Origin of the sequence: Klebsiella sp. KTE92 (assembly GCF_000398905.1) — a bacterium.
GTDB classification, from domain to species: domain Bacteria; phylum Pseudomonadota; class Gammaproteobacteria; order Enterobacterales; family Enterobacteriaceae; genus Klebsiella; species Klebsiella variicola.
On sequence record NZ_KB976100.1, the window covers coordinates 2824713 to 2836626 of the forward strand.

At 59.1% G+C, this 11914-nt stretch carries 12 protein-coding genes; 4 read left to right on the plus strand and 8 right to left on the minus strand.

Going from position 1 to position 11914, the window contains the following annotated elements:
- The first annotated feature begins 2 nt into the window (after positions 1–2).
- Positions 3–881, plus strand: a complete 879-nt coding sequence (gene yddG, locus A1WC_RS12075) for an aromatic amino acid DMT transporter YddG (protein ID WP_016161139.1) — start codon at positions 3–5, stop codon at positions 879–881.
- Here the strand turns inward: yddG and A1WC_RS12070 are convergent.
- From A1WC_RS12070 to A1WC_RS12040, 7 genes are all read right to left on the minus strand, one after another.
- Positions 878–1651 (minus strand): 1,6-dihydroxycyclohexa-2,4-diene-1-carboxylate dehydrogenase, encoded by a 774-nt coding sequence (locus A1WC_RS12070; RefSeq protein WP_016161140.1) that lies wholly within the window; start codon positions 1649–1651, stop codon positions 878–880. The two genes, yddG and A1WC_RS12070, sit on opposite strands and share 4 nt — an antisense overlap.
- Positions 1652–1660: 9 nt before the next feature.
- Complete coding sequence (benC, locus tag A1WC_RS12065) at positions 1661–2677, minus strand: benzoate 1,2-dioxygenase electron transfer component BenC (RefSeq protein WP_016161141.1); 1017 nt, start codon at positions 2675–2677, stop codon at positions 1661–1663.
- A gap of 9 nt (positions 2678–2686) precedes the next feature.
- Positions 2687–3172, minus strand: a complete 486-nt coding sequence (gene benB / locus A1WC_RS12060) for a benzoate 1,2-dioxygenase small subunit (protein ID WP_016161142.1) — start codon at positions 3170–3172, stop codon at positions 2687–2689.
- Positions 3172–4554: a Rieske 2Fe-2S domain-containing protein gene (locus A1WC_RS12055; protein ID WP_016161143.1), complete on the minus strand. Its 1383-nt coding sequence runs from the start codon at positions 4552–4554 to the stop codon at positions 3172–3174. The genes benB and A1WC_RS12055 overlap by 1 nt, the downstream gene beginning before the upstream one ends.
- 109 nt (positions 4555–4663) lie before the next feature.
- On the minus strand, positions 4664–5590 hold the full coding sequence (gene catA / locus A1WC_RS12050) for a catechol 1,2-dioxygenase (protein WP_016161144.1): 927 nt from the start codon (positions 5588–5590) through the stop codon (positions 4664–4666).
- A gap of 69 nt (positions 5591–5659) precedes the next feature.
- A complete protein-coding gene (gene catC / locus A1WC_RS12045; RefSeq protein WP_012968100.1) occupies positions 5660–5950 on the minus strand; it encodes a muconolactone Delta-isomerase in 291 nt (96 codons plus the stop codon).
- 12 nt (positions 5951–5962) lie between these two features.
- Positions 5963–7126: a muconate cycloisomerase family protein gene (locus tag A1WC_RS12040; RefSeq protein ID WP_165454047.1), complete on the minus strand. Its 1164-nt coding sequence runs from the start codon at positions 7124–7126 to the stop codon at positions 5963–5965.
- 170 nt (positions 7127–7296) lie between these two features.
- Between A1WC_RS12040 and A1WC_RS12035 the strand changes: the two genes are divergently transcribed.
- The gene (locus A1WC_RS12035) at positions 7297–8133 is read left to right on the plus strand and encodes an IclR family transcriptional regulator domain-containing protein (RefSeq protein ID WP_162493252.1); all 837 of its coding nucleotides are present in this window, start codon (positions 7297–7299) and stop codon (positions 8131–8133) included.
- On the opposite strand, the gene kmrA is transcribed toward A1WC_RS12035, so the two are convergent.
- Entirely contained in the window at positions 8128–9627 is a 1500-nt protein-coding gene (gene kmrA / locus A1WC_RS12030; RefSeq protein ID WP_016161147.1) for an efflux MFS transporter KmrA, read from the minus strand. The two genes, A1WC_RS12035 and kmrA, sit on opposite strands and share 6 nt — an antisense overlap.
- Before the next feature lie 119 nt (positions 9628–9746).
- Between kmrA and A1WC_RS12025 the strand changes: the two genes are divergently transcribed.
- Entirely contained in the window at positions 9747–10322 is a 576-nt protein-coding gene (locus A1WC_RS12025) for a TetR family transcriptional regulator (protein ID WP_032691198.1), read from the plus strand.
- Between the two features lie 174 nt (positions 10323–10496).
- Positions 10497–11879 (plus strand): NarK family nitrate/nitrite MFS transporter, encoded by a 1383-nt coding sequence (locus A1WC_RS12020; RefSeq protein WP_016161149.1) that lies wholly within the window; start codon positions 10497–10499, stop codon positions 11877–11879.
- Positions 11880–11914: the final 35 nt, after the last annotated feature.

Consider the following 11914-nt stretch of genomic DNA (forward strand, 5'->3'; position numbering starts at 1 on the left):
ATATGCAAAAAAAGAGAGCGACATCAATCGGCTTCGCCGCCATTATCTTATGGAGCACGATGGTCGGATTGATTCGCGGCGTCAGCGAAGGGTTAGGCCCGGTTGGCGGCGCGGCGATGATTTATAGCCTCAGCGGCCTGCTGCTCATTTTTACCGTTGGCTTTCCCAACCTGCGCCAGATCCCGCGCCGCTATCTGCTGGCCGGCAGCGTGCTGTTTGTCAGCTATGAAATCTGCCTCGCCCTGTCGCTGGGGTTCGCCGCCACTCGCCAGCAGGCCATTGAAGTGGGGATGGTCAATTACCTGTGGCCCAGCCTGACGATTTTGTTCGCCATTCTCTTTAATGGCCAGAAAAGCAGCTGGCTGGTGATCCCCGGCTTATTGCTGGCGCTGTTCGGCGTGAGCTGGGTACTTGGCGGCGAGCACGGGCTCAACCCCGAGGAAATCATCAATAACGTGGTGTCCAGCCCGCTGAGCTACATTCTGGCATTTGTCGGGGCGTTTATCTGGGCGGCGTACTGCACGGTGACCGCGAAGTACGCCAAAGGTAAAAATGGCATTACCCTCTTTGTCCTGTTAACCGCCCTGACGCTATGGCTGAAATTTCTCGCCAGCGACCAGCCGCCGATGCTGTTTAGCTGGCCGGTAGTCATTAAGCTGATGACGGTCTCCGTGGCGCTGGGGCTGGCTTACGCGGCGTGGAACGTCGGGATCCTGCACGGCAACGTCAGCCTGCTGGCGGCGGCGTCGTACTTCACGCCAGTGCTCTCTTCCGCGCTGGCGGCAGTCCTGCTCAGCGCCACGCTATCGTGGTCCTTCTGGCAGGGCGCCGGGATGGTGTGTCTCGGCTCCCTGCTCTGCTGGTACGCCACCCGCCGCTAACCGAGATCGCCCCCCGCCACCGGTAGCGTCACGCCGGTGATATAGCTGGCTTCATCGCTGGCGAGAAACAGGATCGCGTTCGCCTGTTCCGCCAGCGTGCCGTACCGGTGCAGCAGGCTGCTCGCCACCGTCTGATCGACGACCTGCTGATACCACGCCTTTTCCTGCTCGCTCGGCTGCTCATCGTTGCGCGGCGTCAGGCGCGGCGGCGCCTCCGTCCCGCCAGGCGCGACGGCGTTAATCCGAATACCGCTGCCGCTGTACTCCATGGCAATCGACCGGGTCAGCGCATTCACGCCGCCTTTCGCCGCCGAGTAAGGCACCCGGTTCACCCCCGCCGTCGCCACCGACGAGATATTGACGATGCTGCCTTTCCCCTGCTTCAGCATCCAGGGGAGCGCCGCGCGGCAGCCCCACAGGGTAGGAAACAGCGAGCGGCGGATCTCTTTCTCAATTTGTTCTGGCTGATACTCGGCGAAAGGTCGCGCCCAGATAGTTCCCCCGACGTTATTGATTAACACATCGAGGCGGCCAAAATGCGCTACCCCGGCGGCAAACGCCTGTTCAGTACTCTGCCACTGCTCAAGGTCAGCCTCCAGCGCCAGTACCTGACTTCCGGCCTGGGCTAAAACGGCAGCCAGTTCGTGCACGTAAGGCGAGCGGTCAATCAGCAACAGGGCGGCGCCTTCAGTTGCCGCCTGCTCCGCGGTCTGGCGACCAATGCCCTGCGCCGCGCCGGTAATAGCGACGACTTTATCGGTAAAACGCATCATGCCTCCTTATGCCGCCGCGCTCTGGCTGGCGATAAATTTCTCATACCAGAACCCTGCCGGGGAAATTCCTCTGTCGCGCAGCGCCGTGGCGACCGCGTTCACCATCGGCGGCGGCCCACAAAGATAGATATCGACGTCGCCGTTATTCAGCATGGCGTCATCCAGATGGTCGGTCACAAAGCCGCGCTGCGGGCAGGTACTGTTTTCATCCGCCACCACCGGCAGCCAGCGATATCCCGTCAGTTGTTGGTTAAACGCATCCAGCGCGTCGGTTTTCACCAGATCGCAATCGCGGGTCACGCCGTACAGTAGCGTTACCGGGCGCTGACTGCCCTGTGTTTGCAGGGTATGTAACATGGAGAGCAGCGGCGCCAGCCCGGTGCCGCCCGCCAGCATGAGCAGCGGGCGTTCGCCGCTGCGCAAATAGAAGCTGCCCATGGGGCCGCTGAGGGTCAGGCGATCGCCGGGTCGCGCCTGCTGGGTTAACCACTGGCTCATCATGCCGCCAGGCACGTTACGGATCAGAAAGCGCCCTTCGAGAGAACCCGGCAGCGAGCTGAATGAGTAGGCGCGGACATGAGGCGTGCCCGGTACCTGAATGTTGATATATTGCCCCGGCAGAAAAGCCAGCGGCTCATCCAGGGCGACCACCAGTTCGATGGCGGTATCGGACAGACAATTCACCTGCCGCACCTCCGCCCCGGTGTTGGTCAGCGCGGTTTTGCACTGCGCGGCGGCCACCGGCACATCGATCACACAGTCGCTGGTCGGGACCATCTGGCAGGTCAGCACCTGGCGAGCCTGCGCTTCGTCGTCGCTTAACGCCTCGTCGAGATAATCCTCCCCCAGATCGTATTCACCGCTGGCGCAGTGACATTTGCAGGTACCGCAAACGCCGTCCGAACAGTCCATCGGCAGATTCACCTTCTGGCGATAGGCGGCATCCAGCACCTTCTCCCCGGCATGGCATTGAATAAAGCGGGTAATGCCGTCCTCAAAATTAAGAGCAATATTGAAGGTCATAAGCGCCTCTTAAATGTGGTAAACGTCAATCACCTGACGGATATAATCGTTATTCAGGCGCACGGTTTTGCGCACGATCTGCGGTCTGCCGTCCAGCTCAATTAGCGTGCAACAGGTAGAGCCGAAATAGGCATCCGTGTGTTGATAGCGGTGGCTCCAGGTGACCCAGTTGTAGCGCACCTCCAGCCCCTCGTCGCTTTCGCCCATCAGTTCAACATTGCTGATGATGTGGGTGGTGCGCGGCTCCGGCGTACTGGCGCCGGAACGTTCGGTTTTAATGCGATAGACGCGATCTTCCAGGCCTTCACGGTTGGGATAATAGATAAGGGAAATCTCTTTTTGCGGGTCGCGCGTCAGCTGGTCATCGTCGCCCCACGCCGGCATCCAGTAGACCACCTGCGGGCTGTAACAGCTCAGCCATTCGTCCCACTGACGATCATCCAACAGGCGGGCTTCGTAATAGAGAAACTGGCGAACGTGTTCGAGATTCAACATCAGGCCACCTCCACGCGCTGGGTAATCGACTGGTCGTAACGCTGCTGTTCCTGTTCCAGCGCCGCCAGCATGACCGTTTGCCAGTGATGGTGATGGGCGATGTACAGCGCTTCATCTTCCGATTTCACCCCGCTGAGTCGTGGCGTGAAACCGGCATGTTTGGCGTGCTCATCCGGGCCGTCGACCCAGCGCAGCGCGCCGCGGCTCAGATCGCTCCATGGCAGATTTTCGCCGAGATAGCCGCGCTGACAGGCGCTGAACTCTTCCAGATCGTCCGGCGTCCCCATCCCGCTAACGTTAAAGAAATCTTCATACTGGCGGATGCGTAGCGCCCGCGCCAGGTCAGATTCGCCTTTTGGCGCAAAGCACCAGATGGTGACTTCGGTTTTATCCACCGCAATCGGGCGGATCACGCGGATCTGGGTAGAAAACTGATCCATCAGGTAGACGTTGGGGTACAGGCACAGGTTGCGGGTTTCGTTGACCATCTGGTCGGCGCGCAGTTCGCCAAATTCCGCCTGCAGACGCTCGCGGTGGGCATACACCGGGCGCACTTCCGGGTTCAGCGCCCGGGTCCACAGCAGCATGTGGCCATTGTCAAAACCGTAGCCGCCGCCGACGCTCTTTGACCAGCCGTTGGCGTCAACCGCATGCGTCCCCTCCGCTTCATAGTTGCGGCGTGACATGGTTGAGGCATAGTTCCAGTGCACCACGCTGACGTGATAGCCATCGGCGCCGTTCTCCGCGCCCAGCTTCCAGTTGCCTTCGTATACATAGCTCGACGAGCCCTTCAGCACTTCCAGCCCGTCCGGCGCCTGATCGACGATCAGATCGATGATTTTGCGGGTTTCGCCGAGATAGGCCTCCAGCGACTGCACGTCGGCGTTGAGGCTACCGAATAAGAAACCGCGGTAAGACTGAAAACGCGGCAGTTTTTGCAGATCGTGAGACCCTTCCTGTTTGAAGGTGTCAGGATAGGCGCCGGTGCTCTCATCTTTGGCTTTTAATAATTTGCCGTTATTGCTGAAGGTCCAGCCATGAAACGGACAGGTAAATGAGTTTTTATTTCCGGTTTTGCGTCGGCATAACATAGCCCCGCGGTGGGCACAGCTATTAATTAATGCATGCAATTCATTCTTTTTATCACGAGTGATAATAACCGGCTGCCGTCCCAGCGTCAGAGTATAATAATCTCCCGGCTCGGCAATCTGGCTTTCATGCGCGAGAAAAACCCAATTACCTTCGAAGATATGCTTCATTTCAAAATCAAATAACTGTGGATCGGTAAATATAGAGCGGTGGCAACGGTAAATATGATTTTCACGGTCGACAATTAACGCGTTGTTAATTTTGTCTTTAAGCGCTGATAGCGTTTTTTGCATGAGTCAGTCCCTCCTGCAGGATTCAGGATGAAAGAAACAGGGTGAATTTGTCGTTTTCGAGTGCACTGTCGGCCCCGGGCAGCGGCGTGCCCGGGGCCGATAATACCGGTTACTCTTTGGCGCGCAGGCGGGTGCCGCGGTGCTCTTCGTCGGCGTTCAGGGCTTTACACAGGGTGAAATCAAAACAGACCTCGGTGTGCTCTCCCTCAAGATCGCGCTGCGCGATGGTCTCGCGGTCGGTCACTTTTACCGGGTCGGCAATCAGACCGTCGCGGGTAGCAAAGGCAAAATCATCCCACAGATATTTATCGCCGCTGAGGTTAATCTGGCTGGTCAGATGCTTATAGCCCGGGGCGGAGACGAAGAAGTGAATGTGCGCCGGACGGTTGCCGTGGCGGCCTAATTGATCCAGCAACTTCTGGGTTGGACCATCCGGCGGGCAGCCGTAGCCGGACGGCATGATGCTGCGCACGCTGTAGCGGCCATCGGCGCCAGTGCGGATCCGGCGACGGAGGTTGTAGTCGCTCTGGCTTTTATCGAAAAACGAGTAGTTACCCAGGGTATTGGCGTGCCAGATATCAACGATGGCGTTAGCGATCGGCTGGCCCTGATTATCTTTAACCTGACCATGCAGCCACATTACTTCCCCGGCATCTGCGCCATCATCCATCCGGGCGTGGCTGTCGGCCAGCGGCGCATTGGCCACATACAGCGGCCCTTCGATGGTGCGCGGGGTACCGGTTTCCCGCCGCGCCGCCGCATCAATGGCGTCCTGACGCAGATCGAGGAAATGCTCCAGTCCCAGCCCCGCCGCCAGCAGCGCCGCTTCCTGACGCCCACCCAGCTCGTGCAGATAGTTCACCGCGTGCCAGAACTCTTCTTCTGTGACGTTATAGTCATCGATCAGCGTGCAGATATTCTCCAGCAAACGGTGGACGATGGCTTTAAAACGTTCATTACCGCCAGGGACATTTAACCCCGCGCCTTCACGTAATAATTTCTGCACGGCTTCTTGTTGTACGAAAGCATTACTCATAATTATTCTCTCTTATCGTTGTAGGATATTTGCCGGGTATTCCCGGCATGAGGTCAGATGTTATTATTATTAGCTATCGTCTTCACGAACAGACGAGGGATGACGGCACAGCGCCTCGACGCGAATATCCATAAAGGGATACAGCGGCAATCCCATTAAAATTTGATGTAACTCTTCGGCATCTCGAACATCGAAAATGCTGACATTGGCGTAAAGACCGGCGACGCGCCAGATATGTCGCCATTTGCCTTCACGTTGTAATTGTTGCGAATAGGCTTTCTCGCGTTGTTTAATTTCATCCGCTTCGGCGGCAGGAAACCCGAGCGGGATATTAACGGTCATCTCCACTTTAAATAGCATGATTTACTCCTGTTATGCTTTACGGGAATAGAAGCGCAGCTTGTCTTCATCCAGCTCCACGCCGAGCCCTGGCGTCTGCGGGAGCGCTACCTGACCATCGGCAAAGGTCAGCGGTACGCTGACGATATCGTCTTTGAGGAGCAGCGGGCCGAACATCTCGGTACCCCACTGCAGCGGCAGCGTCGACCAGGCGTGCAGAGACGCAACGGTACCGACGGTCCCTTCCAGCATCGTGCCGCCATACAGGCCAATCCCCGCCGCCTGGGCGACGCGGGCCAGCGCCAGCACGCTGTTCGGCCCTCCCGCCTTGGCGATTTTCAGGGCGTAAGCGCCGGTAAAGCCCTGCTGCGCCAGTTGGTAACCATCGTAAGCGGTCGCGACCGCTTCATCCGCCAGGATCGCGGTTTCGATTTGCTGGCTCAGGCGCACCAGTGCGGCATTGTCGTGGGCGCTGACCGGCTGTTCGATGAGGTCCACGCCCATCGCCGCCAGTTCGCGGCAGCCTTTCGCGCCGGTCGCGGCGTCCCAGGCCTGGTTGACGTCGACGCGGATGCTGGCGCGATCGCCTAACGCTTCCACAATGGCCCGGGTATGAAGCAGGTCGGTGGCTAATTCCCGCGCGCCAATTTTCAGTTTGAACGCCTGATGGCGGCGCTCGGCTAACAGTTTTTCCCCTTCGGCGATATCTTTCGCGGTATCGCCGCTGGCTAAGGTCCACAGCACCGGCAACGCCGTTTGCAGCGCCCCGCCGAGCAGCGCCGACACCGGCAGCCCTAAGGCTTTGCCCTGGGCATCCAGCAGCGCGGTTTCAATGGCGGACTTTGCAAAGGTGTTGCCTTTAATGGCGCTGTTCATGCGGGCAGTCAGCGCATTCAGGTTATCGGCCGGCTGCCCTTTCAACAGCGGCGTCAGATAATGGGTTATCGCCGACGAGATAGCCTCCGGGCTCTCGACGCCATAGCTCAAACCACCAATGGTGGTGGCTTCGCCGATGCCGCAGATGCCGTCGGAGCGGGTAAGCCGCACGATCACCAGCGTCTGGCAGCCCATGGTGGTCATCGATAACTTGTGTGGCCGGATGGTCGGGACATCCACTATCCAGCTCTCAATACGTTCTACGGTGGCGGTCATTTTCGGTTCCTGATGAGATGTATAACTTTTTGTACCCACATCCATAACGGGGAGGTGTGTGCCATTGACAATAGGGTTCAGCCTGGCGGCTGGTCAACGGCGATAATCGAAATGTTGTGCGATTATCGGCACGTTTGTTAAAGGCAGTTAATAATGTGATCGCGGTGGTAAAACCGGCACAATTCAGGACGGTGCAGTTTGCGCACGGTATAGTGATGCCCCGTGAGCTTTGCATTGCAACGGAGAGGGAATCAATGCGTGACCATACCCCCACCACCTTGAGCGCCAGGCAGGCCGAGCACGATCCCAACTTTATGCTGTCTCTGGCCCGCGGGCTGGAGGTCCTTAACGCTTTTACTCCCCAGCGCCAGCGGCTGACCATTTCTCAGTTGAGCCAGAAAACCCAAATCTCCCGCGCGGCGGTACGCCGTTGCCTGTATACCCTCGCCGCGCTGGGCATGGTGCACAGTCCGGATGGCCGCAGCTATGAACTGCTGCCCCGGGTGCTGGCCGTCGGCCACGCCTATCTGGCCGGTACGCCGCTGGCCAAGGTGGCGCAGACGGCGCTGGATAGCCTCGGCAAAGCGCTCGGCGAATCCTGCTCAGCGGCGACGCTGGATGGCGATAACGTGCTCTATATCGCCCGCGCGGCAGTCAATAATTTACTGAGCGTCGACCTGGGGCGCGGCAGTCGCCTGCCGGCGTGGGCGACCTCTATGGGACGGGTGTTGTTGAGCGCGCTGCCGGAGGAACAGCTTGAGGTGACACTGTCACGAGCAGCGTTAATCCGCTACACCCCGCACACTCTGTGCGATATGGCCGGGCTACGCGCGGAGATTGCCCGGGTGCGCATGCAGGGCTATGCCCTCGCCGACCGGCAGATTGAGGTGGGGTTGTGTTCGCTGGCGGTGCCCGTGCTGTCACGCCATGGCCAGGTGGTGGCCGCCCTGAATGTCGGGGTCCCCGCCGCGACGACCAGCGCCGCGGCGTTAAAAGAGAAGGCCCTCGCCCCGCTTCGACGCGCGGCGATGGACCTGTCGCTACAGCTATAGCGTTGACTGCGGTTTCGCCACGCTCGCCAGGCTGCGCCAGATGCCGGCCGCCAGCAGCAGAAGCAGTACGCCCGCCGTCGCCAGCACCAGGCTGTGAGCCTGGGTAAAGGCCGCCTTCGCCGCCGCCATCAGCGCCTCAGCCATCCCGGCGGGCAGCGCCTGCGTCAGGCTGACCGCCTCGCCGATTGACGACGACGCCTGCTGCGCCATGGACTCACTCAGCCCGGACGGTAGCACAATGGTGGCGCTGTAGCTGCGGGTCAGGATCAGCCCGAACAGCGCAATACCGAGACCGGCGCCAAGTTCATAGGCCATGGTTTCGATGGCCCCGGCTGCTGCCGCTTTCTCCTTCGGCGCCGCCGCCATAATCGCGGAGCTGGAGGCCAGCAGCGCGCTGGCGACGCTGAAGCCCAGCAGCGTCATCAGCCCCCACGCCTGCCACGGCTGACTGCTGAAATCGGTCAGCGCGAGGCCCAAAAAGCTGAAGGCGCTGAGCAACATCCCGCCGGTCGCCACCTCGCGCAGCCCAAGCCGCGACACCAGCAGGCCGGCAATCGGGCCGCTGAAGCCGCTGGCGACCATCACCGGCAGCATAAACATCCCCGCCTCGAACGGCGTTTTCTGATGCACAAACTGCAGCTCCTGAGCCATCAGCAGCTCAAAACCGACCAAGGTAATCAGGGCCGTCATCGCCATCATCACCCCGCTTAAAATAATACGATGGGTGAACAGCCGCATATCCACCATCGGGCGGGTCGCCGACAGCTGCTTGCGGATAAACCAGGTGAGCATCGCCGCCCCGCCGATCGCCACCAGTGCGGTGAGCCACAGCGCCAGCTGGCCCTTCAGCGCCGATTTCGCGCTAAACACCAGCATCAGGATCGACGCAATCAAAATAAGCGCCTGCAGCAGATTGAGCGGTTGTTCGCGGCGCGCAGGCTGGCGCGGCACCACCTTCGCATTAATGGCGATAACCACCAGCACGATCGGTACGTTGATCAGGAATACCGACCCCCAGTAGAAATGCTCCAGCAGCATGCCGCCCACCAGCGGGCCAAAAGCCGCGCCGCCGGAGCCCACCGCCGCCCACAGACCCAGCGCCATATTGCGCTGGCTGGCCTCGGCAAAGGTGCTGCGGATCCCAGCCAGCGTCGCCGGGACGATCATCGCCGCCCCCACCGCCAGCAAAGCGCGTGAGGCAATCAGCGTCAGGGCCGTCGGCGACAGCGCGGCGCACAGCGAGGCGACGCCAAAAATGGCGCTGCCGAGCAGCAGCAGGCGCTTGAAGCCGATTTTATCGCCGAGGGCGCCCATCGGCAGCACCATACCGGCCATGACTAAGGAGTAGATGTCAATAATCCACAGCAGCTCATTGCCGCTGCTACCCAGCGCGACGCTGAGCGTCGGCGCGGCCACATGCAATACCGTGGCGTCAATCGCCACCGGAATATAAACCAGCAAAATCGCCATCAGCGTCATCCATTGCCGTGACATAGCTTGTACCTCAATGTTGGAAATTGGACACACGTCCAGGATGGCGATCCTGCCGGATTGTTGAACGCATGTCCAACTTTTTGTTACACTCGGCCAAAGTCAGATGACAGCGGGGTTCTATGCACTATTTACAGCGGGATGCACGACGGGAAGGGATTATGCAGGCCGCCATGCGGCTGGCGCTGCGCGGCGGCTTTGCCGCCATGACCGTGCGGCAGATCGCCCGCGAAGCCGAGGTGGCCGCCGGGCAACTACACCACCACTTCGCCTCCATCGGCGAGCTGAAATCGCAGGTTTTCATCCGTCTGATCCGCGAGATGCTCGATATGCCGCTGGTGGCCGAAGACGCCAGCTGGCGCGAGCGGTTATTCTCAATGATCGGCAGCGAAGATGGCCGGCTGGAGCCCTATATCCGCCTGTGGCGCGAAGGCCAGGTGCTGGCCGACAGCGACCCGGACATCAAAGCGGCCTACCTGCTGACGATGACCATGTGGCATGAAGAGACCGTCGCCATCATCGAGCAGGGCCTCGCCTGCGGCGAATTTCGATCGGCTGAGCCTGCGGCGGATATCGCCTGGCGTTTTATCGCCCTGGTGTGCGGCCTCGACGGGATTTATGCCCTTGGTACCCAGGCCCTGGATGAGGCGGCGTTTAGCCGTTATTTGAATAAGATGATTACGCTGGAGTTATTTTAGCCATCTTTACATTTAGTAACAATTAATTCCGCTACGCTTACCACGTGCTCTCTGTCAGCACGTTTTTTTTATCTACGCTTCATAGATAACGCAGATTAAGCGTTATTCACCATCCCCTTGTATTCAGCAGTTGACCTTATTTATTTACTCCTTTCCGGGCAAGTAGAGGGCAATATGTCGGTACATAATGAGAAAGATAATCATTACCTTTTGAAGAATTGGCGGCCTGAAAACAAGGCATTCTGGGAAAATAAAGGTCAAGCCATCGCGAGAAGAAATCTATGGATATCAGTAACCTGCTTACTGCTTGCTTTCTGCGTATGGATGTTATTCAGCGCCGTGGCGGTCAATCTCAATAAGGTCGGTTTTCATTTCACTACCGACCAGCTTTTTTTATTAACCGCCCTCCCTTCACTTTCCGGCGCGATATTACGGGTGCCCTACTCCTTTATGGTACCCCTTTTGGGAGGGCGCTACTGGACCGTATTAAGTACCGTGATCCTGATTGTGCCTTGTATTTGGTTAGGGGTGGCGATCCAGTATATTACTACTCCGTTCTGGGTATTTATTGTTATTGCACTGCTATGCGGTTTTGCCGGCGCGAATTTTGCTTCCAGCATGGGAAATATCAGTTTCTTTTTTCCCAAAGCCAAACAGGGCAGCGCGCTGGGGGTCAATGGCGGCCTTGGCAATCTCGGCGTCAGTGTGATGCAGATGGTCGCCCCGGCGGTGATCTTCCTGCCGCTCTTCACCTTCCTCGGCGTCCATGGCGTCACCCAGCCCGATGGTTCGACAATCACCCTGAGTAATGCGGCGCTCGTCTGGGTACCGCTGCTGCTGCTCGCCACCGTCGCCGCCTGGTTCGGCATGAACGATATCGCCGGTTCAAAGGCCTCGATTCGCGATCAGCTTCCCGTACTCAAGCGACCGCATATGTGGCTGTTAAGCCTGCTCTATCTGGCGACCTTCGGCTCGTTTATCGGCTTTTCCGCCGGCTTTGCCATGCTGGCGAAAACCCAGTTTCCCGCAGTCGATATCCTCAAACTCGCCTTCTTTGGGCCGTTCATCGGCGCGCTGGCGCGCTCATTCGGCGGGATCATCTCCGACCGTCTGGGCGGCGTGCGGGTGACGCTGGTCAACTTCGTCCTGATGGCGCTGTTTACCGGCCTGCTGTTTCTGACCCTGCCAGGCAGCGGCTCCGGCAGCTTTCTCGCTTTCTACGTGGTGTTTATGGGGCTCTTTTTAACCGCCGGTCTGGGAAGCGGCTCCACCTTCCAGATGATCGCCGTCATCTTCCGCCAGCTCACCATCGACAGCGTAAAGCAGCGCGGCGGCAGCGATGAAGAAGCGCAGCACGAGGCGGTGACCGATACCGCTGCCGCGCTGGGCTTTATCTCGGCGATCGGCGCCATCGGTGGCTTCTTTATTCCAAAAGCCTTCGGCACCTCGCTGGCGATGACCGGCTCGCCGGTCGGGGCCATGAAGGTCTTCTTTGTTTTTTATGTGGTTTGCGTGCTGGTGACCTGGCTGGTCTACGGCCGCCGTAAACCCGCTTAACCATAACGATTTATCTGCCGGATGGCGGCTTACGC

Coding starts and splice junctions, on each gene's coding strand:
- A1WC_RS12070 (WP_016161140.1), bottom strand. CDS start 1,651: ATGCGTTTTACCGATAAAGTCGTCGCTATTACCGGCGCGGCGCAGGGC.
- A1WC_RS12035 (WP_162493252.1), top strand. CDS start 7,297: ATGCCCCGTGAGCTTTGCATTGCAACGGAGAGGGAATCAATGCGTGAC.
- A1WC_RS12040 (WP_165454047.1), bottom strand. CDS start 7,126: ATGGATGTGGGTACAAAAAGTTATACATCTCATCAGGAACCGAAAATG.
- benC (WP_016161141.1), bottom strand. CDS start 2,677: ATGACCTTCAATATTGCTCTTAATTTTGAGGACGGCATTACCCGCTTT.
- A1WC_RS12020 (WP_016161149.1), top strand. CDS start 10,497: ATGTCGGTACATAATGAGAAAGATAATCATTACCTTTTGAAGAATTGG.
- A1WC_RS12055 (WP_016161143.1), bottom strand. CDS start 4,554: ATGCAAAAAACGCTATCAGCGCTTAAAGACAAAATTAACAACGCGTTA.
- catA (WP_016161144.1), bottom strand. CDS start 5,590: ATGAGTAATGCTTTCGTACAACAAGAAGCCGTGCAGAAATTATTACGT.
- kmrA (WP_016161147.1), bottom strand. CDS start 9,627: ATGTCACGGCAATGGATGACGCTGATGGCGATTTTGCTGGTTTATATT.
- benB (WP_016161142.1), bottom strand. CDS start 3,172: ATGTTGAATCTCGAACACGTTCGCCAGTTTCTCTATTACGAAGCCCGC.
- yddG (WP_016161139.1), top strand. CDS start 3: ATGCAAAAAAAGAGAGCGACATCAATCGGCTTCGCCGCCATTATCTTA.
- catC (WP_012968100.1), bottom strand. CDS start 5,950: ATGCTATTTAAAGTGGAGATGACCGTTAATATCCCGCTCGGGTTTCCT.
- A1WC_RS12025 (WP_032691198.1), top strand. CDS start 9,747: ATGCACTATTTACAGCGGGATGCACGACGGGAAGGGATTATGCAGGCC.